General features: G+C 69.2%; 20 protein-coding genes and 1 pseudogene. 11 read left to right on the top strand and 10 right to left on the bottom strand.

Annotated features, from left to right (window positions below; genetic code table 11):
• Window positions 1-3: 3 nt before the first annotated feature.
• Window positions 4-2,400, bottom strand: coding sequence for a cation-translocating P-type ATPase (locus tag PBV52_RS21115; protein WP_274240173.1), 2,397 nt, complete (start codon window positions 2,398-2,400; stop codon window positions 4-6).
• Between the two features lie 103 nt (window positions 2,401-2,503).
• Window positions 2,504-2,800: a DUF2530 domain-containing protein gene (locus PBV52_RS21110; RefSeq protein WP_274240171.1), complete on the bottom strand. Its 297-nt coding sequence runs from the start codon at window positions 2,798-2,800 to the stop codon at window positions 2,504-2,506.
• Between the two features lie 118 nt (window positions 2,801-2,918).
• Between PBV52_RS21110 and PBV52_RS21105 the strand changes: the two genes are divergently transcribed.
• Complete coding sequence (locus tag PBV52_RS21105) at window positions 2,919-4,370, top strand: NCS2 family permease (RefSeq protein WP_274240169.1); 1,452 nt, start codon at window positions 2,919-2,921, stop codon at window positions 4,368-4,370.
• On the opposite strand, the gene PBV52_RS21100 is transcribed toward PBV52_RS21105, so the two are convergent.
• Window positions 4,363-4,545 (bottom strand): ribbon-helix-helix protein, CopG family, encoded by a 183-nt coding sequence (locus tag PBV52_RS21100; RefSeq protein ID WP_048581217.1) that lies wholly within the window; start codon window positions 4,543-4,545, stop codon window positions 4,363-4,365. The genes PBV52_RS21105 and PBV52_RS21100 overlap by 8 nt on opposite strands.
• A 119-nt stretch (window positions 4,546-4,664) precedes the next feature.
• Between PBV52_RS21100 and PBV52_RS21095 the strand changes: the two genes are divergently transcribed.
• Together PBV52_RS21095 and PBV52_RS21090 are read left to right on the top strand one after the other, a co-directional pair.
• Window positions 4,665-5,102 carry a MarR family winged helix-turn-helix transcriptional regulator gene (locus tag PBV52_RS21095; protein WP_250088454.1) on the top strand — a complete coding sequence of 146 codons (438 nt, stop codon included), beginning with the start codon at window positions 4,665-4,667 and terminating at the stop codon, window positions 5,100-5,102.
• Between the two features lie 28 nt (window positions 5,103-5,130).
• Window positions 5,131-6,486, top strand: a complete 1,356-nt coding sequence (locus tag PBV52_RS21090; RefSeq protein ID WP_274240161.1) for an MFS transporter — start codon at window positions 5,131-5,133, stop codon at window positions 6,484-6,486.
• A 15-nt stretch (window positions 6,487-6,501) separates the two neighbouring features.
• Here the strand turns inward: PBV52_RS21090 and PBV52_RS21085 are convergent, their stop codons facing one another.
• Entirely contained in the window at window positions 6,502-7,089 is a 588-nt protein-coding gene (locus PBV52_RS21085) for a Uma2 family endonuclease (RefSeq protein WP_274240158.1), read from the bottom strand.
• Between the two features lie 111 nt (window positions 7,090-7,200).
• Window positions 7,201-7,719: a GNAT family N-acetyltransferase gene (locus tag PBV52_RS21080; protein ID WP_274240157.1), complete on the bottom strand. Its 519-nt coding sequence runs from the start codon at window positions 7,717-7,719 to the stop codon at window positions 7,201-7,203.
• Window positions 7,720-7,745: 26 nt separating this feature from the next.
• On the opposite strand from PBV52_RS21080, the gene thpR reads away from it, so the two are divergent.
• A complete protein-coding gene (gene thpR, locus PBV52_RS21075) occupies window positions 7,746-8,318 on the top strand; it encodes an RNA 2',3'-cyclic phosphodiesterase (protein WP_274240155.1) in 573 nt (190 codons plus the stop codon).
• Window positions 8,319-8,423: 105 nt separating this feature from the next.
• Here the strand turns inward: thpR and PBV52_RS51775 are convergent.
• A pseudogene (locus PBV52_RS51775) lies at window positions 8,424-8,666 on the bottom strand (aldo/keto reductase); the annotation flags it as partial.
• Between the two features lie 129 nt (window positions 8,667-8,795).
• Between PBV52_RS51775 and PBV52_RS21065 the strand changes: the two are divergent.
• Together PBV52_RS21065 and PBV52_RS21060 are read left to right on the top strand one after the other, a co-directional pair.
• A complete protein-coding gene (locus PBV52_RS21065; protein WP_274240154.1) occupies window positions 8,796-9,752 on the top strand; it encodes a nuclear transport factor 2 family protein in 957 nt (318 codons plus the stop codon).
• Between the two features lie 85 nt (window positions 9,753-9,837).
• Window positions 9,838-10,107, top strand: a complete 270-nt coding sequence (locus PBV52_RS21060; RefSeq protein WP_274240153.1) for a hypothetical protein — start codon at window positions 9,838-9,840, stop codon at window positions 10,105-10,107.
• 52 nt (window positions 10,108-10,159) lie between these two features.
• Here the strand turns inward: PBV52_RS21060 and PBV52_RS21055 are convergent, their stop codons facing one another.
• On the bottom strand, window positions 10,160-10,561 hold the full coding sequence (locus PBV52_RS21055; RefSeq protein WP_274240152.1) for a hypothetical protein: 402 nt from the start codon (window positions 10,559-10,561) through the stop codon (window positions 10,160-10,162).
• A gap of 188 nt (window positions 10,562-10,749) precedes the next feature.
• On the opposite strand from PBV52_RS21055, the gene PBV52_RS21050 reads away from it, so the two are divergent.
• Window positions 10,750-12,372, top strand: coding sequence for an amidase (locus tag PBV52_RS21050; RefSeq protein ID WP_306801437.1), 1,623 nt, complete (start codon window positions 10,750-10,752; stop codon window positions 12,370-12,372).
• 9 nt (window positions 12,373-12,381) lie between these two features.
• On the opposite strand, the gene PBV52_RS21045 is transcribed toward PBV52_RS21050, so the two are convergent.
• On the bottom strand, window positions 12,382-12,978 hold the full coding sequence (locus PBV52_RS21045) for a Uma2 family endonuclease (RefSeq protein WP_274240149.1): 597 nt from the start codon (window positions 12,976-12,978) through the stop codon (window positions 12,382-12,384).
• Window positions 12,979-13,276: 298 nt separating this feature from the next.
• Entirely contained in the window at window positions 13,277-13,954 is a 678-nt protein-coding gene (locus PBV52_RS21040) for an SGNH/GDSL hydrolase family protein (protein ID WP_274240147.1), read from the bottom strand.
• Between the two features lie 130 nt (window positions 13,955-14,084).
• Between PBV52_RS21040 and PBV52_RS21035 the strand changes: the two genes are divergently transcribed.
• Window positions 14,085-15,062, top strand: coding sequence for a WD40 repeat domain-containing protein (locus PBV52_RS21035; protein WP_274240146.1), 978 nt, complete (start codon window positions 14,085-14,087; stop codon window positions 15,060-15,062).
• A gap of 4 nt (window positions 15,063-15,066) precedes the next feature.
• Here the strand turns inward: PBV52_RS21035 and PBV52_RS21030 are convergent, their stop codons facing one another.
• On the bottom strand, window positions 15,067-15,858 hold the full coding sequence (locus PBV52_RS21030; protein WP_274240144.1) for a TetR/AcrR family transcriptional regulator: 792 nt from the start codon (window positions 15,856-15,858) through the stop codon (window positions 15,067-15,069).
• Window positions 15,859-15,946: 88 nt separating this feature from the next.
• Between PBV52_RS21030 and PBV52_RS21025 the strand changes: the two genes are divergently transcribed.
• The 3 genes from PBV52_RS21025 (at window position 15,947) to PBV52_RS21015 (ending at window position 19,428) form a co-directional block, all read left to right on the top strand.
• On the top strand, window positions 15,947-16,972 hold the full coding sequence (locus tag PBV52_RS21025; RefSeq protein ID WP_274240142.1) for an ATP-binding cassette domain-containing protein: 1,026 nt from the start codon (window positions 15,947-15,949) through the stop codon (window positions 16,970-16,972).
• Window positions 16,969-17,790 carry an ABC transporter permease gene (locus PBV52_RS21020; RefSeq protein WP_274240140.1) on the top strand — a complete coding sequence of 274 codons (822 nt, stop codon included), beginning with the start codon at window positions 16,969-16,971 and terminating at the stop codon, window positions 17,788-17,790. The genes PBV52_RS21025 and PBV52_RS21020 overlap by 4 nt, the downstream gene beginning before the upstream one ends.
• 123 nt (window positions 17,791-17,913) lie before the next feature.
• Window positions 17,914-19,428 (top strand): cellulase family glycosylhydrolase, encoded by a 1,515-nt coding sequence (locus PBV52_RS21015; protein WP_274240138.1) that lies wholly within the window; start codon window positions 17,914-17,916, stop codon window positions 19,426-19,428.
• Window positions 19,429-19,731 lie beyond the last annotated feature (303 nt).

Raw genomic sequence — 19,731 nt, 5'->3', positions numbered from 1 at the left:
CGGCTACGCCGGGAAACGGCGGTCGACCCACTTCCACGTGAACTCCAGGGCGACCGCCGCCACCCCCGCGATCCCCACCGCGATCCACGGCATCGTCACCCCGACGAGCCGCAGCGCGAAGAACTCCTGCAGCCATGGCACGACCAGCACCAGCAGGAACCCGAGGCCCATCGCGGCCACGAGCGTGACCCGCCACCACGTGTACGGCCGGGCGATGATGGCCAGGACCCACATCGAGATCAGGAACAGCGTCAGCGTGGCGACGCTGGTCTCCGCGTCCAGCGCGTCCGCCCCGCTGTAGTAGTGCCGGGCGATCAGGTACGTCGCGAAGGTCGCCACCGCGGCCACCAGCCCGCCCGGGATCGAGTACCGCATGACGCGCCGTACGAAATGGGGTTGCGCGCGTTCCCTGTTGGGCGCGAGGGCCAGGAAGAAGGCCGGGACGCCGATGGTGAGGGTGGAGAGCAGGGTCAGATGGCGGGGCAGGAAGGGGTACTCCACCTGCCAGAACACCACCATCAGCGCCAGCAGCACCGAGTAGACGGTCTTCACCAGGAACAGCGTCGCGACCCGCGTGATGTTGCCGATCACCCGCCGCCCCTCGGCGACCACCGACGGCAGCGTCGCGAAGCTGTTGTTGAGCAGCACGATCTGAGCGACCGCCCGGGTCGCCTCCGAGCCCGAACCCATCGCCACGCCGATGTCGGCGTCCTTCAGGGCCAGGACGTCGTTCACGCCGTCGCCGGTCATGGCGACGGTGTGCCCGTGGGACTGGAGCGCGCCCACCATGTCCCGCTTCTGCTGCGGGGTGACCCGTCCGAACACCGTGGCGTCGTCGAGGGCCGTCGCCATGTCGTCCTTGTCCTGGGGGAGCCGGCGCGCATCGACCGTCGTACCGCTCAGCCCGAGCTTGTTCGCGACCGCCCCCACGGACACGGCGTTGTCCCCGGAGATCACCTTGGCGCGGACGTTCTGCTCGGCGAAGTAGCGCAGGGTGTCGGCGGCGTCGGGCCGCAGCCGCTGTTCCAGTACGACGAGGGCGGCGGGCTTGGCGCCGTCCGCGACGTCGGGATCGTCGAGGTCGCGGCCGGCGCGGGCGAGCAGCAGGACCCGTAGTCCCTGTTCGTTCAGCCGATCGGTTTCGGCCAGGGCCGGGTCGTCGGTGGGCAGGAGCACGTCGGGGGCGCCCAGCAGCCATGTACTGGCCTCGCAGTTGCCCTCGCTGAACGTGGCGCCGCTGTACTTGCGGGCGGAGGAGAAGGGCAGGGACTCGGTGCAGCGCCAGTCCTCGGCGTCGGGGTAGGCGTCGATGACGGCCTGGAGGGACGCGTTCGGGCGGGGGTCGGACTCGCCGAGGGCGCCCAGCACCTTCCGTATGTACTCCTCGTCGCTGCCGCCCAGGGGCCGCAGCTCGGTGACGTCCATGCCGCCCTCGGTGAGGGTGCCGGTCTTGTCGAGGCAGACGGTGTCGACGCGGGCGAGGCCCTCGATGGCGGGGAGTTCCTGGACCAGGCACTGCTGGCGGCCGAGCCGGATGACGCCGATGGCGAAGGCGACCGAGGTGAGGAGCACGAGGCCCTCCGGGACCATGGGGACGATGCCGCCGACGGTCCGGGCGATCGAGTCGTCGAGCTCGTTGTCCTTGGCGACCAACTGGGTGATGATCAGGCCGATCGCGGCCGGGATCATCATCCAGGTCACGTACTTGAGGATGGTGGAGATGCCGGAGCGCAGCTCGGAGTGGACCAGCGTGAACCGCGAGGCCTCCTCGGCGAGCTGGGCGGCGTAGGCCTCGCGCCCGACCTTGGTGGCCTGGAAGGCACCGCCCCCGGCGACGACGAAACTGCCCGACAGCACCCGATCCCCCGGCCGCTTGACGACCGGATCGGCCTCCCCGGTGAGCAGCGACTCGTCGATCTCCAGCCCGTCCGCCTCGACGCACACCCCGTCCACGACGGCCTTGTCCCCCGGCCCGATCTCTATCAGGTCGTCCAGCACGATCTCCGAGGTGCTGACCTCGGCGGCGGCCCCGTCCCGCCGCACGGTGGGCCGCGCCTCACCGATCACGGCGAGCGAGTCGAGGGTCTTCTTCGCCCGCCACTCCTGGATGATCCCGATGCCGGTGTTGGCGAGGATCACGAAGCCGAACAGGCTGTCCTGGATCGGCGCCACGCCCAGCATGATCATCCAGAGCACGCCGATGATGGCGTTGAAACGGGTGAAGATGTTGGCGCGGACGATGTCGGCCATGGACCGGCTGCTGCGCACCGGCACGTCGTTGACCTGCCCCCGCGCCACTCGCTCGGCCACCTCGGCCGCGGTGAGCCCGCCCGTCGCCACCGGGGCGGGGGCGGGGTGCACAGGGTTGTCCACTTCGGCGCCCGCGTCGGTATGCGTCATGCATTCGACGGTACGTGCGGATTTACGGCTTCACCCGCCGAGTGACCGGAAGTTCCGACCTGGGGAGGACGGCGCGTCGTGCCGTGGTTGTAGGGGCGGCACCTCAGGACGACTGGGGTTCGCCGGTGGTTTCCCGGGGTTCCGCGGCGGCCGCCGCCCGCTTGATCGCCGCGTCACGCCTGCGGACGTACCAGATGCCGATGAGCCCGAGGCCCCCGCCGGCCAGGCAGGTCCACACCCACCGGGTGTGGCCGTGGTCGTCGAACCAGCCGTAGAACGGCAGCTGAACGACGAAGAGGACGAACCAGATGATCGTGCCGCCGGTGATGGTGGCGACCACGGGCCCTTCCAGGGGCTCCGGCGCCTCATGCTTGGGGGATCCCGAAAAGAATGCGGCCATGGAGGACAGCTTACGAGGCGATCAGATCTACGCGCGGAGATGGCCGATCCAGTCCTTATATGTTCATACTGAAACGGTTTGTGTCTGACCACTTCTCTTCGTAGGAAACACCGAACACATGCCCTCCTCGGCCCCCGCCAAGGTCCCCGCCCCTGAACAGCCGGGAGCCGGCCCCGCATACGGCGCACTCGACCGCTTCTTCAAGATCTCCGAACGCGGCAGCACGCTGCCCCGTGAAATCCGCGGCGGTCTCGCCACCTTCTTCGCGATGGCCTACATCATCGTGCTGAACCCGATCATCCTCGGCAGCGCGAAGGACATGTACGGCAATCAGCTGGACAACGGCCAGCTGGTCACCGCCACGGCCCTGACAGCGGCGTTCACCACGCTGCTGATGGGCGTCATCGGCAACGTGCCGATCGCGCTCGCCGCCGGTCTGGGCGTGAACTCGGTCGTCGCGCTCCAGCTCGCGCCGCGGATGTCCTGGCCGGACGCCATGGGCATGGTGGTGCTCGCGGGCTTCGTGGTCATGCTGCTGGTCGCCACCGGTCTGCGCGAGCGCGTCATGAACGCCGTGCCCTACAGCCTGCGCAAGGCCATCTCCATCGGCATCGGCCTGTTCATCATGCTGATCGGCCTCGTCGACTCCGGCTTCGTCTCCCGCATCCCGGACGCCGCCCAGACGACCGTGCCCCTCCAGCTGGGCGGCGACGGTCACCTCAACGGCTGGCCGGTCCTGGTCTTCGTCCTCGGCGCGCTGCTCACCCTCGCACTGATCGTGCGCAAGGTCTCCGGCGCGATCCTCATCTCCATCGTCACGATGACCGTGCTCGCCGTATTCATAGACGCGGTCGCGAACGTGCCGTCCTGGGGCCTGACGACCCCCAAGTGGCCCGGCAACCCCGTCGCCAGCCCCGACTTCGGCCTGATCGGCCAGGTCAGCCTGTTCGGCGGCTTCGAGAAGGTCGGCGCGCTGACCGGCGTCCTCTTCGTCTTCACCGTCCTGCTGTCCTGCTTCTTCGACGCCATGGGCACGATCATGGGCGTCAGCGACGAGGCCAAGCTGACCGACGCCCAGGGCCAGATGCCCGGCATCAACAAGGTCCTGTTCGTCGACGGCCTCGCCGTCGCCGCGGGCGGCGCCAGCTCCTCCTCGGCCACCACGGCCTTCGTGGAGTCCACAGCCGGCGTCGGCGAGGGTGCCCGTACCGGATTCGCGAACGTCGTCACCGGCGCCCTGTTCGGTGTGGCGCTGTTCCTGACGCCCGTCGCCACGATGGTCCCGTCCCAGGCGGCCACCCCGGCCCTGCTCGCGGTCGGCTTCCTGATCCTGGCGAACTCCGTTAAGGAGATCGACTGGGCCGACTACACGGTCGCGATCCCGGCCTTCGTGACGATGGTGATGATGCCGTTCACCTACTCGATCACCAATGGCATCGGCATGGGCTTCATCACCTTCGCGGTGCTGCGCCTGGCCGCCGGGCGGGGCCGCGAGGTGCCGGTCGCGATGTACGTCGTGGCGGCGGTGTTCGGCTTCTACTACCTGATGCCGGCGCTGGGTCTCACGTAAGCCCGTAGAACTTCTCGGTCTCCTCGACCGCGGACTGGAACCGCTCGTCGAAGTCATCGCGGATGAGCGTCCGGACGACGTAGTCCTGGACGCTCATTCCTCTTTTTGCCGCGTGCTCCCGGAGTCGTTCGAGCAGCTCGTGGTCTATCCGCAGGCTGAGCACGCTGGTCCCCATGGACACGAGGGTTACGGCACCCGCCGGTCCGCCGTGTCACGTTCCGCCGCGGGATCACCCGGATGGGTGATACTGAACCTAGTGGTCTTTAGTCAGGGTAATGAGTTATGCTAAAGAACATGTCGGACCTTACCCATGGCGACGACGCTGCCGCCGTGAACTCTCTGCGTTCCGCCGTGATGCGACTGTCACGCCGGCTCAAGCACCAGCGGGTCGACGAGTCGCTGAGCCCCACCGAGATGTCGGTGCTGGGCACCCTCTCCCTCTGCGGCAAGGCCACCCCAGGTGAGCTCGCCCGCAAGGAGCACGTCCAGCCGCCGTCGATGACCCGCATCGTCGCCCTGCTGGAGGCCAAGGGACTGGTCCGTCTGGAGCCGCATCCGGAGGACCGGCGCCAGAAGGTCGTCACGAAGACCGAGCAGGCCGAGGCGATGCTCGAGGAGAGCCGCCGCAAGCGCAACGCCTTCCTGGCCGCCCTGGTCGAGGGCCTCGACGAGGACGAGTGGGCGAAACTGCGCGCCGCCGCCCCCGTGCTGGAGAAGCTCGCACACCTGTAAGCCATCTTCGCGAGGAGGCGAACCCCCATTGAGTACGGGATCCGGAGCAGCTTCCGCCCCCGCACCAGGCACCTACGACCCCATATCCGTTTCCAAGACCCGCAAGTCCTCGATGTTCAGCTCGCTGAAGGTCAGGAACTACCGCCTGTTCTTCCTCGGCCAGGTCGTCTCCAACACCGGCACCTGGATGCAGCGCATCGCCCAGGACTGGCTGGTGCTCAGCCTCACCGGCTCCGCCACCGCCGTCGGCATCACGACGGCCCTGCAGTTCCTGCCGATGCTGCTCTTCGGCCTCTACGGCGGCGTCCTCGTCGACCGGCTGCCCAAGCGCCGCACGCTGCTCGTCACACAGACGTCGATGGCCCTCACCGGTATCGCGCTCGCCGTCCTCACCCTCACCGGACACGTCCAGGTCTGGCACGTCTACCTCGCCGCCTTCGCCGTAGGCCTCGCCACGGTCGTCGACAACCCGGCCCGCCAGTCCTTCGTCTCCGAGATGGTCGGCCCCGACCAGCTCCAGAACGCGGTGAGCCTCAACTCGGCGAACTTCCAGTCCGCCCGCCTGGTCGGCCCCGCCGTCGCCGGCCTGATGATCACCGGTGTCGGCACGGGCTGGGCGTTCCTCGCCAACGGCCTGTCCTTCGTCGCGCCCATCACCGGACTGCTGCTGATGCGGGCGCGTGAGCTGTACGTCGTCGAGCGGGCCCCGCGGGGCAAGGGGCAGATGCGAGAGGGGCTGCGGTATGTCGCCGGGCGCCCGGAGCTGATCTGGACCATCGCCCTCGCCGGGTTCGTCAGCACCTTCGGCTTCAACTTCCCCGTCTATCTGTCGGCCTTCGCCGACGACGTCTTCCGCGCGGGCGCCGGCTCCTACAGCCTCTTCAACACGCTGATGGCGGTGGGCTCCCTGGCAGGCGCCCTGCTCGCGGCCCGGCGCGGTACGGCCCGGATGCGGGTGCTGATCGCGGGGGCGGTGGCCTTCGGCGCCATGGAGATGGTGGCCGCTCTCGCCCCCTCCCTGTGGCTGTTCGCGCTGCTCATGGTCCCCATCGGCATGTTCGGCATGACGGTGAACGTCACCGCCAACAGCAGCATCCAGATGTCCACCGACCCGAGCATGCGCGGCAGGGTGATGGCCCTGTACATGATGGTGTTCATGGGCGGCGCACCGCTGGGCGCACCGATCGCCGGCTGGATCACGGACGCGTACGGCGTCCGGGCGGGCCTGGCGGTGGGCGGCGCGATCACCGCCGCCGCGGCCGTCACCATCGCCCTGGTCCTGGCCCGGGTGGGCGGCCTCAGGCTCTCGGTCGGCTGGAACCACGGCCATCCGCAGGTGCGGTTCGTGCCGCGTGAGCAGGAGCAGTTGGCGACGGTGGCGTAGGGGCGGAGGTCCGCGTCAGTCGCGGGGGAGCTGGTCGGTCTTGAGGACGAGGCCGAGGTGGGCGGTGGTCATGTCGACGTCCCCGCCGTAGGTGATGGACGTGTCGCTCACGTAGTCGCCGTCCTTGGGCTGGGTGAACAGGCGGCACTTGCCGGTGTAAGGGTCGGCGATGAGGTAGACGGGGACTTCGGCGAGGGCGTATGCGGTCTTCTTGGGGCCGTAGTCGTTCTTCGCCGTGTCTTTGGAGATGACCTCGGCGATGAACTCCACATCTTCGTAGCGCCAGCCGCCTTCGGAGTTCTTCTGGGCACCGTCGCGCAGTTTCGCCACGTCCGGGGCGAGACCGTTCTTGTGGCCGGGGAAGTCGATGCGGACGTCCGAGAGCACCTTGACGTCCATGCCGAACGCGTCTTCAAGGGCCCGGACGATCCTGCGAATGGTCTCCCAGTGGATGTCCCGCTGCGGCGACATGTAGATGGTCCCCTCGACGATCTCGACCTTGTATCCCTCGGGGACGGGCATCTTCTCGAGCCGCTCGAACATCTCGTCGAGCCAGCGTGTGTCGCTCTCGGCCATCGCGATCCTGTCTTCAATGACGGTCATCGTGGCGCTCCTCCCCGGCCGCCGCTCGGTCACGGACAGCCGCGCAGTACAACGATACGCACGGTGACCGGGTCACATGTGGCCATGGTCACGCTCACGGCACCAAGGCGACTAAACCCTCCGGGCCAGCACCTGACCCGGCCAGTCGTCCTTCCCCTCGTAGGTCTCGGTGCGGACGAAGCCGTTGCTCTCGTAGTAGCGGACGAGCCCGCCGTCGTCGCCCGCGTAGCAGTCCACCCGCAGCAGCGAGAGGCCCGCGCGCCGGGTCTCCTCGGCGGCGTGCGCGAGCAGGGCGCTGCCCACGCCGTGCCCCTTGAAGCGGCGGTCGGAGGCGAGCCAGTGGATGTAGCGCTCGGGCTCGCCGGGCGGCGGGAGATGGGCCAGGTAGGCACCGGGCGCGTCGGTGAGGGTGAGGGTGGCGGCCGGCACGCCGTCGACCTCGGCGATGAACGCGCTGCCCACCTCCATGTCCCGGGCGACCGATTCCGCCACCTTCGAGTTCTCCGACAGAGGCTTCGTCCCCCACTGACCCGGGCGCCCCTGGGCGACCAGCCACTCCACACAGCTGTCGAGCATGCCGAGTATCGCGGGGATGTCGTCGGGCCCGGCTTCTCTGATGGTGATCTCCATGCCGTCATGGTGCCAGGCTGGATCCCATGAGACTCTTCGCCGCCGTGCTGCCACCAGAGGACGTCACCCACGAACTGGCCGCCGAAGTAGCCGAGTTGAAGAAGCTGCCCGGCGCGGACGGGCTGCGCTGGACCGGCCGCCCCGGCTGGCACTTCACCCTCGCCTTCTACGGCGAGGTCGACGACGACCTCGTCCCCGACCTGTCGGCCCGCCTGGAGCGCGCCGCGCACCGTACGACGCCCTTCGCGCTGGCGCTCAGCGGCGGCGGGCAGTTCGGGCACGGGCGGGCCCTGTGGACGGGCGCGGACGGGGATCTGGCGACGCTGCGGCTGCTGGCGGACCGCAGTGAGGCGGCGGCGCGCAAGGCCGGGGTGCCGATGGGGGAGCACCGGCGGTACAAGGCCCACCTGACGGTGGCGAGGAGCCGGTCGGCGGTGGCCGTACGGCCGTATGTCGCGGCCCTCGAAGCGTTCACGAGCCGTACGTGGACGGTGGACGAGCTGGTGCTGGTGCGCAGCAATCTGCCGAAGTCGGGGGTGGCGGGCGAGCAGCCCCGGTACGAGGCGGTCGCCCGCTGGCCGCTCGGAGGGGCCGGTTAGGCTCGGTGGCGTGGACCCGAAAACCCGGAACCGGATCATGGCCGGTGCGCTTGTGTTGATGTTCGTGCTCGTGGCTGCCGCGGCGGCGCTCGGACGGTAGGGCCGTCAGGTGAGCTCGACCAGCCCCGGCCGGACGGCTTCGCCGACGGTGGCGGCACGGTTCTCGGTGCCGAGTTCGCGATAGCTCCGTACGGCGTGGGTGAGCAGCCAGGCCAGTGCCGCCTCGCCGGGCTCCAGACCGTGCTTGTCGAGCAGGTCCTCGTACGCCTGGACCTTCGCGCGTACGGCCGGGGCGGCGAGGGCGTCGGAGGCCCGCCCCGAGCTGCGCCGTCCGCCCTCGACCTCCTTTACTTCATGACTCTCAGCCAACGGCTTGGAGCGCGCTCTTTGCATGCGATCTTGACGCTAACTACTGGTTAGTGCTTTCCTTTGGTTAGCACTAGCTTGAACTTTCAATCTCCTTGGAAAGAGAGCCTCGTGACCCCCACCTCCCCTGCCCGTAGGGCCCTCGTCGCGGTACTGGCCTCGGCCGCCCTGCTCGGGGCCGCCGCCGTGCCGGCTGCCGCATCCGCGCCTGCTTCCGCCGCTGCCGCCGCGTCTGCCGGGTCCACCGCTTCCTTCGCCGATTACCCGGATTCCGTGCGCCTCGGCTACCAGAAGGCCGTCGCCGTCCGCGTTCTCAAGGGCGTGTTCGAGCAGGGCGACACCGAGGTCGTGGACCGTTTCGTGCGGTCGGACTACATCCAGCACAACCCGCTCGCGCCGGACGGCGCCGAGACGCTGAAGAACCTGGGCACGTCCATCCACCAGCAGTTCCCGGACGCCCGGTACGACGTCAAGCGGGTCATCTCCGAGGGCGACCTCGTGCTGGTCCACTCCCACGTGGTCCTGACGCCGGGCACGCGCGGTCAGGCCGTGTTCGACATCTTCCGCTTCCAGGGCGGGAAGATCGCCGAGCACTGGGACGCGGGGCAGAACGTGCCGGAGGGCTCCGCCAACGGCAACGACATGTTCTCCACGGTGAGTTGGCCGCGCACCGAGCAGCCGGGGCCGGCCTGGCTCACGGCGTACAACAAGAAGCTGGTCACCAAGGCCTTCGACCAGCTCCTCGTCCAGAAGGACCTGTCCGCCGTCGACCGGTACTGGGGTGCCGAGTACCACCAGCACAACCCGACGATCGCCGACGGCGTGGAGGGCGTGAAGTCGGGGCTGGGCGGTTACTTCGAGGCGTTCCCGCAGCTCACGGTCACGCCGAAGCGGGTGATCGCCGAGGGCGACCTGGTGGCGGTCCACAGCCACTACGTGAACGCGCCGGGGGAGCGGGGGCAGGCGGTCGTCGACCTCTTCCGGGTGCGGAACGGGAAGATCGTCGAGCACTGGGACGTGCTGCAGGACGTGCCGGAGACTTCGGCGAACGACAACGGGATGTTCTGAACGGGATGTTCTGAACGGGGTGTTCTGAACGGGACTCCAGAAGAGGGCATGGGTGCGGAGTGGCCCGCGAGGCCACCCCGCACCCATGCTGGCGCACGCCTTGGTGCCGTCCCTGAAGGACTTGTTGACGGTGATCGGGCCCCAGGAGAAATCCCGGGCCTCGCAGATCTTGCCGGTGGTCTTCTTCCAGGAGCCGATGGTGATGATGGCCTTGCCGCAGTCGTCGGCGTGGTTCTTGGTGAGGGTGGTCCTGACCGTCTTCACCTTGAGCTTGGTGCCCGTGACGGATGTGCACTTGGATCCGCTGCTGCCCGGGCTTCCGGTGCAGCCGCTGCCGGAGGCGTGTTGCGATTGAGTTGCTCGGTCGGAGTTGACGCTAATGATCGGCGATCTTCCCCGGCAAGTTGTTATCGCCGCTTTTCGCTGGTGCTGCACAATGTGTCGAGCACGGGCGGCGTTCCGTCGAGATACCAGCGCTTCTCCGTTTCGACCACCTGCCAGGCCGTGCAAGTTCCGGGGCCGTTGACCACGACGAACGTGGCGTCCGCGGACTTTTTGACAGCCCCTCGGGAATTATTTGCGGCCGTTTCGCCGAGGCGATTCAGATAGCTCTCCGCATAGTCGTCGGCGACGCTGTCCTCGGTGAAGAGCAGCTGGAATTCATCCGCGTCCCGGTTGTGCAGTGCCGTGACGGTGTGCTCTTCGAGGGAATTCAGGTCAGGGGCTCCGCCGGGGGGCTCGTTGTTGATACTGACGACAATGGTGGTGAGCCATCCCACGAGCAGTGCCCCACCGATCCCAATGCCCAAGCGGCCCTTCCTCATCGGCTGCACCTGCTCTCCGCGTCTCGCTTCTCTGATCAACGTGAGGGAAGCGTAGCTTGCACAATGCGCTGCTCTTCGGGCTGTCCCCAGGTGCCGTGTGGGGATGCCTCCCGCGCGGAACCGGGGGACAGCCGGGGCGAGTTACGGCGGTTGCGTCCGTAGCGTCGAGGTTCATGGAGCGGATGAACAGCACACGCCGAAGCGTGCTCGCGCTCGGCACCGCTGCGGCGGCCACGCCGTGGCTCGGGTCGGCCCCGGCCCAGGCCCAACCCCAGGGTCAAGACCAGACCCACGCCGCCGGCGCCCCCGGAGAACTCGACGAGTTGGGCATCGCGGAGCTGCGTCGGCGGATGGCCGACGGGCGGCTCGACGCCGTACGCCTCACCCACTACTACCTGGACCGGATCGACCGCATCGATCCGCTCCTGCGCTCGGTGATCGAGGTCAACCCCGACGCCCTGCGCGAGGCACGGAGGCTGGACGTCGAGCAGGGTCCCCGGGGGCCGCTGCACGGCATGCCCGTCCTGCTGAAGGACCTGGTGGAGACCGGGGACCGGATGCACACGACGGCCGGGTCGCTCGCCCTGGAAGGCCTGCGGCCGGCGCGGGACGCCACGGTCGCCGCCCGGTTGCAGGCCGCCGGTGCCGTCATCCTCGGCAAGACCAACCTGAGCGAGTGGGCGGGCGGGATGTCGCTCACCCACCACGCCGGGTGGAGCGCCCGCGGCGGTCAGACCCGCAATCCCTACAAGCTGGACCGGTCACCGAACGAGTCCAGCTCCGGTACGGGCGTCGCCGTCGCGGCGAACCTGTGCGTCGCCGGGATCGGTACCGAGACCAACGGCTCGATCATCGACCCGGCCTCGGCGAACTGCGTCGTCGGGGTCAAGCCGACCGTCGGGCTGGTCGGACGCGGCGGTGTGATCCCCGGGGTGCCGAGCCAGGACAGTGTCGGGCCGCTGGCGCGTACGGTCCGGGACGCCGCGATCCTGCTCGGGACCCTCGTCGGGATCGACGCGCGCGACCCGGCGACCGAGGCGAGCCGTGGCCGCTTCCACCGTGACTACACCCGCTTCCTGGACGCCGACGGGCTGCGCGGTGCGCGCATCGGCGTGCCGCGAGCCGTGTACTTCGGCTACAGCGAGCACGCCGACGAGATCGCGGAACGGGCGATCGCCGTGCTCCGCGCGGCCGGTGCGACCGTCGTCGACCCGGCCGACATCCCGACGGCCGAGCAACTGGAGGACCTGCCCGGCTCGATGGTCGTCCAGGCGTACGAGATCAAGCGGGCGCTGAACGCCTACCTGGCCGCCGCGCCCGGCGACCACCCGCGCAGCCTCGCCGAGCTCATCGAGTTCAACCGCGCGCATGCCGACCGCGAGCTGCGCTACGTACGCCAGGACGGGCTGGAGACGGTGCACCGGCTGGACTTCACCGAGCGTGAGTATCGGGAGGCGCTGGCCACCAACCACCGGCTGTCGCGCGCCGAGGGCATCGACGCGGTGCTGCGCCGGCACCGCCTGGACGCCCTGGTGATGCCGACCTCCGGACCCCCGGCCAAGATCGACCTGATCCGCGGGGACACCTACGGCGGCGGCGCCTCGACCCCCGCCGCACTCGCCGGATACCCCGCGATCAGCGTCCCGGCGGGCTTCGCCTTCGGCCTGCCGGTGGGCCTGACGTTCATGGGGACGGCGTGGAGCGAGCCGACGTTGCTGCGGTTGGCGTACGCCTATGAACGGGCGAGCGGGGTGCGGCGGGTGCCGACGTATCGAGCGGCGGACGTGGGGTTCTGAGAGGGGGCGTCAGTCGCGGGGGAAGTCGTCCGTCTTGAGGGTGAGGCCGAGGGGGGTGGTCGTCAGGTCGACGTCGGTTCCGTAGTCGACGCGCAGCTCACACTGATAGTCCCCGTCCTTGGGCTCGGTGTAGACGGTGCACCTGCCCTGGTAGGGGTCGGCAATGAGGTACACGGGGACCTCGGCGGTGGCGCAGGCCGTCTTCTTGCGGCCGTAGTCGTTGGGAGCCGTCCCTTGCGAGATGACTTCGCCGACGAACTCGATGTCCTCGTACCGCCAGCGGCCGTTCTTGTCCTTCGTCGCGCCGCTGCGGAATTTGGCCACGTCGGGGCAGAAGCCGTTCTGATGGCCGGGGAAGTCGACCCGGGCATCCGAGAAAATCCGCCCGTTCCGCCTTCCGAAGCGGTCTTCGAGGGCCCAAAGGATCTCGCGAATGGTTTCCCAGTGGATGTCCCGCTGCGGAGTTATGTGGACGTAGCCCCCGACGATCTCAACCTTGTATCCCTCGGGGACGGGCAGTCGCTCAAGCCGCTCGAACCACTCGTCCAAGCGCTTGGTGTTCTCGTCGGCCATATCGATCTCGATCCTGTCTTCCAGGACGGTCATCTGGCGCTCCTCCCCGGCTGCCCCCATGGACGAGTGCAGCCGCGCACTAAAACGATACGCACAGTGACCGCGACACGGAGAGGAAGCTCACAGGCCTGCCCCGGACACCCAGCCCCTCCTCCACCGCACCCTCGGCATCCACCTCCACAGCTCCGCCATCCTCGGTGGCGCCGGGAACTGCTCGGTGAGTTGCGCAAGGTGTCCGGCGTAGGAGACGGCGCCCGCCCCGTCGAGCTCATCGTCGTCGTACAGGACGGCGTCCCCCCTGCCCCGACATCCTCGTGGACGCCATCAACCGTCAGGCGGCCTCGTACGGCTCGCCCAGCCCCCACGCCTGATACATCGCGTCCGCGAAGGCCTCCGCGATCTTGTGCTCGCCGCTCGCGTTCGGGTGCGTGCCGTCGTACGTGTCGAGGTGGATGTCGTACGACGGGGGAGGGGAGGCCAGGAGCAGGGGCGAGCGTGGCTCGTCCAGGTCCGCCACCGCCTTGGCCAGCAGTTCGTTGAAGCGGGTGACCTCGGCGGCGAAGGGCGCGTCCGATGTGGCGCGGACGTTCGGGATCACCGGCAGCACGGCCATCCGCACCTTCGGGTTCGCCGCCCTCGCCGCGGCCACGAACCCCCGTACGTTCTCCGCGGTCTGCTCCGCGTTCGTGTAGAAGCCCAGGTCGATCAGGCCCAGCGACACCAGCAGCACATCCGCCCGGTACGACCGCACCGCCTCGCCGATCAGCGGGGCCATGTGCAGCCAGCCCTCGCCCCAGCCGGCGAGGTGGGCGCGGGGGAAGTCGGGGTCGGCGTACTCGTACGACGTGGGCGCGTCCATCGCCTTGTCGTACAGCGTCTCGCGCGGGCCGACGAGGGCGAAGGGGCCGCCGTACGTCTCACGCAGGTGCTGCCACATGCGGTAGCGCCATGTGTGTTCGCCGGCGCTGCCGATGGTCTGGGAGTCGCCGACGGGCATGAACCTGAGCATCCGCTCATGATGGACGATCGCTACCTGTCGGTAGGGGCGGGCGGGGTGTGAAGCCTGACACTCCCGGAGCAGTTCACCCCGCTGCCCACCCGGCCGCCGAATCACCGGGCCGGATGGCAGGCTTGGGGACATGCGCCGACCGATCGCCCTTCTCGCCGGATTCCTGCTCGCGGGCGCGTGCGCCCTGCCCGCCTCCGCCGCCGACGGCGACGAGGACTTCACGATCAAGGACCCGCGCATCACGGAGTCCAGCGGCCTCGCCGCGTCGCGTCAGCACCCCGGCATCTACTGGACGCACAACGACCAGGACAAGGGCGCCTACCTCTACGCCGTCGACAGCAGCACCGGCGAGACCGTCGCGACGATCACCATGACCGGCGTGGGCACCCCGCGCGACGTGGAGGCGATCGCCATGGGGCCGGGCAACGAGATCTACGTCGGCGACATCGGCGACAACGACGGTGTGGAGTGGCCCTATGTGTGGGTCTACCGGCTGCCCGAGCCGAAGACGCTCAAGGACCGGACGATCCGTGCCACGCAGTACGTGGTGAAGTACGCCGACGGGCCCCGAGACGCCGAGTCCCTCGTCGTGCACCCCAAGACCGGACGCGTCTACATCATCGACAAGCAGGAGGACGGCGGGCACCTGTACGAGGCGCCGGCCAAGCTCTCCGCCACCGGCACGAACGTCTTCAGGCCCATCACCCCGGTCGACCTGTGGGCCACCGACGCCGCCTTCTCCCCGGACGGCGAAACCCTCGCCGTACGCGGCTACTTCGGCGGCATCGCCTACGACTGGAACGGCGGCAAGCTCAAGCGGCTGGAGCGCATCAGCGTGCCGCTGGGGCAGGGGGAGTCCCTCTCCTACTCCACCGACGGCACGAAGATCATGCTCGGCAGCGAGGGCGCCAACAGCAACGTCGTGGCGAAGGACGCCCCCGGGGACGCAGGATCCTCCGGCTCGTCGTCCGACGGCGGGAGTTCGGCCTCCTCGGACGACGGCGGCAGCGGCAGCGGCAGGACCGGCGACCTCAAGGTCGGCGCCATCGCCGTGCTCGTCGCCTGCGTCGTGGTCTTCGGGTTCCGGCGGCTGGTGCGCCGCAGGTGAGCGGTTACGGCGCGGGGGGTGAGGTCTGTGCGCGCCGGGCGACGAAGACCTCAAGGCCGTCCAGGATGCGTTGCAGTCCGAACTCGAAGTGGTCGAAGTCGGAGCCCCAGGTGCCCTCGTCGAGGGAGGCGAGCAGCGGGTAGCGGCCGGAGGCCATGATCTTCTCCAGCATGGGTGCCTGGGCCTGCCAGAACTCCGTGTCCGTCAGGCCCGTCCGGCGCTCGGCCTCCCGCTGGTACAGCTGGGTGCGCGCGGCCCCGACGACGTAGCCGTCGATCATGATGATCGCCGAGACCAGCTCGGGGTCGGTCAGGCCCATCGGCTTGATGCGGTCGAGCACCTTCTCCATGCCGTCCAGGGCGCTCGGGCCGAGGATCGGGCGGGACTGGTTGACCTGGAGTAGCCAGGGGTGGCGGCGGTAGAGGGCCAGGGTCGCTCGCCCCAAGGCTTCCAGGGCCGAGCGCCAGCCGCCGTCGCCGAGGTCGGCCGGGTTCTCGGAGGGGCGCTGGACGCGGTCCAGCATCAGGTCGAGCAGCTCGGCCTTGCCGGGGACGTACCGGTACAGCGACATCGTGCCGGTGCCCAGCTCGGCGGCGACCCGGCGCATGGACATCGACTCCAGGCCCTCGGCGTCCGCGACCCGGACGGCCGCTTCCACGATCTGGTCCAGGGTGAGGGTCGGCTTGGGCCCGCGGCTCGGGCGTCGGCCCGCGTCCCAGAGCAGCTCCAGCGTGCGGACGATGTCGCCGCTGCCGCTGGTCTCCGTACCGCTGGTGCCGCCCTTGCCGCTCGTCATGCAGTTCAGCTTAAGTCCTCCCGAAAAAACTGAGTACGGTGTACGCGCAATCGGGTACGGTGTACTCAATTACCGAAAGGGGGACCCCATGGGCGAGGGAAGCAACGGGAACGACGGATACGCGGTGCGGGCCGAAGGGCTGGCGAAGCGCTACGGCGAGAAACACGCCCTCGACGGCTTCGACCTGACCGTCCGTCAGGGGACGGTGCACGGTCTGCTCGGGCCGAACGGCGCGGGCAAGACCACCGCCGTACGCATCCTGTCCACGCTGATCAGGCTGGACGGCGGCCGGGCGACCGTGGCCGGTCTGGACGTGGCCCGGCAGCCGCGCGAGGTGCGGGCGCGCATCGGGCTCACCGGGCAGTACGCGGCCGTGGACGAGGTGCTCACCGGCCGGCAGAACCTGGAGATGTTCGGCCGGCTCTTCCATCTGGGCGGCAAGCGGGCGAAGGTGCGTGCCGCGGAGCTCCTGGAACAGTTCGACCTGACCGACGCCGCGAACAAGGGCGTCGGCGCCTACAGCGGCGGTATGCGGCGCCGCCTCGACCTCGCCGCCTCGATGATCCTCGCCCCGGCCGTCCTCTTCCTCGACGAGCCGACGACCGGGCTCGACCCCCGCAGCCGGGGCGAAGTCTGGGATTCCGTGCGGGCGTTGGTGGCAAGCGGCACGACCGTGCTGCTGACCACCCAGTACCTGGAGGAGGCCGACAAGCTGGCCTCGCACATCACGGTCATCGACCAGGGCCGGGCCATCGCTGACGACACCCCGGACGGGCTGAAGAACCTCGTCGGCGGCGACCGTATCGAGGTCGTCGTCGCCGAACGGGCCGACATCCCGCGGGTGGCGAAGGTCGTCGCCCGCGTCGCGGACGGCGAACCGGAGACGGAGGAGGGCGAGTCGCGGGTGCACGCGCCCGTGGTCGACCGGGTGTCCGCGCTGACCGAGGTCGCGCGGACGTTGCAGGACGAGGGCGTCCAGGTCGAGGACATCGGGCTGCGCAGGCCGAGCCTCGACGACGTCTTCCTGCGCCTGACCGGACACCGCGCCGAGAAGACGGAGAAGGCCGAGAAGGCCGAGAAGAGCGAGAAGACCGAGAAGGAGGCCGTCGCATGACCGCCGTAGACCTGCCCGTCCCGGCCACGCGCGGCCGCCTGTACTGGACCCTCGCCGACGTCTGGAACCTCGTCCGCCGCGGCCTCACCCACTACCAGCGCCAACCGGTCAACATCGCCTGGCAGTTGGGCTTCCCGATCCTGTCCGTCCTGCTCTACGGCTATGTCTTCGGCAGCGCGATGAAGGTGCCCGGTGGCGGGGACTACAAGGACTTCCTGATGCCGGGCATGTTCGTGATGACGATGGCGTTCGGCTTCATCAACACCGCCACCCTCGTCGTCCACGACTCCACCAAGGGCGTCATCGACCGGTTCCGCTCCATGCCGATGGCCTCGTCCGCGGTGGTCGCCGGGCGCGGGATCACCGATCTGCTCGCCGCCTGCGCGGAGTTGGCGATCATGATGCTGACGGCCTTCGCGATGGGCTGGCGGCCGGACGGCGGGTTCGGCTTCCTCGGCGCCTTCGGTCTGCTGCTGTGGCTGCGGTTCGCGCTGATCTGGATCGGGGTGTGGCTGGGCCTGATGGTCCCCAACCCGGAGGCCGCGGGCGGTCTGTTCGCCGTCGCCTTCCCGCTCACGATGATCTCCAGCATCTACGTCGCGCCGCAGCTGATGCCCGACTGGCTCGGCTGGGTGGCGGCCTGGAACCCGATCTCGTCCACCGCCGCGGCCGGCCGCGAGCTGTTCGGTACGCCGGCCGGGGGCGGGGACTCCTGGGTCGAGCAGCACGCGGTGCTGATGGCGGGAGTGTGGCCGGTGATCCTGACGGCTATCTTCCTGCCGCTCGCGGTGCGCAGGTTCCAGAAGCTGAGCCGGTGACGGTGACGTCTGCACGGCAAGTGTCTTGACGTGTCCAAGTGACCTGACTTCCATGGGGGGTGAGGGTTGTGGGAGCGCTCCCACTCGGTTCCGGGCCCGCACCTCCCGAGGAGGAGGCAGGACATGTTCCGCAGTTTGCGAAGAGCGCTGTGCGCGGTGGCCGCAGCGCTCCTGTTACCGCTTGCCGGGGCCGGGGCGCAGACGGCCCACGCGGCCGAGGCCGGCGCCGGCTACTGGCACACCAGCGGTCGGCAGATCCTGGACGCGGCCGGGCAGCCGGTCCGTATCGCCGGGATCAACTGGTTCGGCTTCGAGACCGGCAACCACGTCCTGCACGGTCTGTGGGCCCGTGACTACAAGAGCATGCTCGACCAGATGCGATCGCTGGGCTACAACACCCTCCGCCTGCCCTTCAGCGACGACATCCTCAAGCCCGGCACCATGCCGGACAGCATCAACTTCGCCGACGGCAAGAACGCCGACCTGCAGGGGCTGACGTCCGTGCAGGTCCTCGACAAGATCGTGGCGTACGCCGGTCGGACCGGCCTGAAGATCGTCCTCGACCGGCATCGCCCCGACGCCGGCGGCCAGTCGGCGCTCTGGTACACGGCGGCGGTCCCCGAGTCGACGTGGATCGCCAACCTCAAGGCACTGGCGCAGCGCTACAAGGGCGACAGCACCGTCGTCGGCATCGACCTGCACAACGAGCCCCACGATCCCGCCTGCTGGGGCTGCGGCGACACGACCCGCGACTGGCGCCTCGCCGCGCAACGGGCCGGGAACGCCGTCCTGTCCGTCAACCCCGAGCTGCTGATCATGGTCGAGGGCGTCCAGTCGTACGACGGCGTCAGCGGCTGGTGGGGCGGCAACCTCATGGGCGTGGCCCAGTACCCGGTGCAGCTCGACGTCCCGAACCGGCTCGTGTACTCGGCCCACGACTACGCCACCAGCGTGGCCCAGCAGCCCTGGTTCAGCGATCCGGCGTTCCCCGGCAACATGCCGGGCGTCTGGGACCGGTACTGGGGCTACATCTTCAAGCAGAACATCGCCCCCGTGTGGGTCGGCGAGTTCGGTACGACGCTCCAGTCGACGGTGGACCAGAAGTGGCTGACCGCGCTGGTGACGTACCTGCGGTCGACGTCGACGTACGGGGCGGACTCGTTCCACTGGACGTTCTGGTCGTGGAACCCCAACTCCGGTGACACGGGTGGGATTCTGAAGGACGACTGGTCGACCGTGGACACCGTGAAGGACGGGTATCTGGCGAGCGTCAAGGCGCCCGGATTTCCGGGGAGCGGGGGCGGAGGCGGGGATGATCCCGACCCCGGCGGGGGCACGGCCACCTGCAGCGCCGTCTACACCGTCAGCAGCGACTGGGGCGGCGGCTTCAACGCCGAGGTGAAGGTCACCAACTCCGGCGCCACGGCGCTCAAGTCCTGGCGGGTGACCTGGACCTGGCCCGGCTCCCAGCAGGTCACCACCATGTGGAACGCGTCGTACACCCAGACCGGGTCGACCGTCACGGCCACCAACGCGGGTCACAACGGGGCGATCGCGTCCGGAGGTTCGGCGAGCTTCGGGTTCGGGGGCGCGCCCGGGGGTGGCGGGGTGCCGACCGTGAGCTGTGTGGCGACGTGAGAGGAGCGAGGTGAGAGGAGCGACGTGAGAGGAGCAAGGTGAGAGGAGGGCGCCCGGTGTGCGCCGGGCGCCTGACTCGAACCGGCTTCTCAGAACAAGGAGTCCCACAGTTCGAGGACCGCGGGAAACATGGCGCACAGCTGTGCCGCGCGGTGGAGCAGCGGCTCAGAGGCCGTCCGCGCAGGCATGTGGTCAGCCCGATGCGCAGGCACTGGGTGACGCGGTGCAGCAGGTGTGACTCGTGGGGACCGGTCCGGTCGAAGATCGCTCCCGCCAGGGCGGCCACGCGTGGTGCGACCGCTC

Source organism: Streptomyces sp. T12 (genome assembly GCF_028736035.1).
Lineage (GTDB): Bacteria > Actinomycetota > Actinomycetes > Streptomycetales > Streptomycetaceae > Streptomyces.
Note: the sequence above shows the minus strand (reverse complement) of the source record. Positions and strands in the feature narration are given on the sequence as shown.